Origin of the sequence: Pseudogemmobacter faecipullorum (assembly GCF_020539525.1) — a bacterium.
Taxonomy (GTDB): Bacteria; Pseudomonadota; Alphaproteobacteria; order Rhodobacterales; family Rhodobacteraceae; genus Pseudogemmobacter; species Pseudogemmobacter faecipullorum.
In genome coordinates this window covers 1-1,474 of record NZ_JACDXX010000068.1, presented here as the reverse complement: position 1 = coordinate 1,474, position 1,474 = coordinate 1, and the positions used below count along the sequence as shown (strand labels likewise).

Annotated in this window: 2 tRNA genes and 2 rRNA genes; all 4 read right to left on the bottom strand. The window is 52.6% G+C overall.

Going from position 1 to position 1,474, the window contains the following annotated elements:
* Positions 1 to 304, bottom strand: a 23S ribosomal RNA gene (locus H0485_RS21195); the annotation flags it as partial.
* Positions 305 to 622: 318 nt separating this feature from the next.
* Positions 623 to 698 (bottom strand) — tRNA-Ala (locus tag H0485_RS21190).
* Between the two features lie 120 nt (positions 699 to 818).
* Positions 819 to 895 (bottom strand) — tRNA-Ile (locus H0485_RS21185).
* Between the two features lie 154 nt (positions 896 to 1,049).
* Positions 1,050 to 1,474: ribosomal RNA gene (locus tag H0485_RS21180) — 16S ribosomal RNA — on the bottom strand; the annotation flags it as partial.

Here is a 1,474-nt window from a genome sequence, read left to right as displayed (position 1 = left end):
CTGATCCGCGTTCGCTCGCCACTACTAACGGAGTCTCTATTGATGTCCTTTCCTCCGGGTACTTAGATGTTTCAGTTCCCCGGGTTTGCTCTAAAAACCCTATGTATTCAGGTAATTAGTACCTGTTCATGCCTGCTGTAAGCTACCAGAGGTAATTACAACAAACATTCAGGTGGGTTTCCCCATTCGGATATCCATGGATCAAAGCCTGTTCCCGGCTCCCCATGGCTTAACGCAGGGTACCACGTCCTTCATCGCCTCTTACTGCCTAGGCATCCACCAAACGCCCTTTTCGCGCTTGATCTGATCCGGAAAGAGCAAGGCTGCATACAAGCTATGACGCAGCCATCTTTCCGGTCAGAAGTCATATATACTACCCATGTGATGACCTTGGTCATCACCGGTTGCGTACTAGACTTGAACAATAACACCTGTGTCTTGCGACACGGATCACAGACACTTCTGTGAGCCATCAGTGTTATCGATGTTTCTCTCTCTCTATACGATGTCAAAGCTTTGATCTTCTGGTGAAGACCGCAGCTCGTCCTGGATCGGACGTGGAAGCAATGCTTGCATTGCTTTCAGATCAGATCCTGAACTCTTTGAACGATGTGATGGAATTTGGTGGAGCCTAACGGGATCGAACCGTTGACCTCCTGAATGCAAATCAGGCGCTCTCCCAGCTGAGCTAAGGCCCCATAATCTGCGAGGCAAATTATGAAGATTTGCCTCGCGGCGCGCTGGCCTTTGGCCGAAGGCAGCAAAGCTGCTGATCGAGCCTCGGATCAGGCGAACCTGTACACTGCCTGAAGGGAATATGGTGGGTCGAGGAGGACTTGAACCTCCGACCTCACGCTTATCAGGCGTGCGCTCTAACCACCTGAGCTACCGACCCATGCCTTGACCGGCTGGTTGACGGTCGCTCCGGCAGTCTGTTTTGAAGGGATATGAGGACGGCCTGGCCGCGTGATGATCTTCCTGATCTGGAAGATCTGCTAAGTGTATCCTGTAGAGTGTTACAAGTAACGCTCTGGTGGATACATCCTTAGAAAGGAGGTGATCCAGCCGCAGGTTCCCCTACGGCTACCTTGTTACGACTTCACCCCAGTCACTGAGCCTACCGTGGTCCGCTGCCTCCATTGCTGGTTAGCGCACGGCCGTCGGGTAAACCCAATTCCCATGGTGTGACGGGCGGTGTGTACAAGGCCCGGGAACGTATTCACCGCGTCATGCTGTTACGCGATTACTAGCGATTCCGACTTCATGGGGTCGAGTTGCAGACCCCAATCCGAACTGAGATGGCTTTTTGGGATTAACCCATTGTCACCACCATTGTAGCACGTGTGTAGCCCAACCCGTAAGGGCCATGAGGACTTGACGTCATCCACACCTTCCTCCGGCTTATCACCGGCAGTTCTTTCAGAGTGCCCAACTGAATGATGGCAACTGAAAGTGTGGGTTGCGCTCGTTGCCG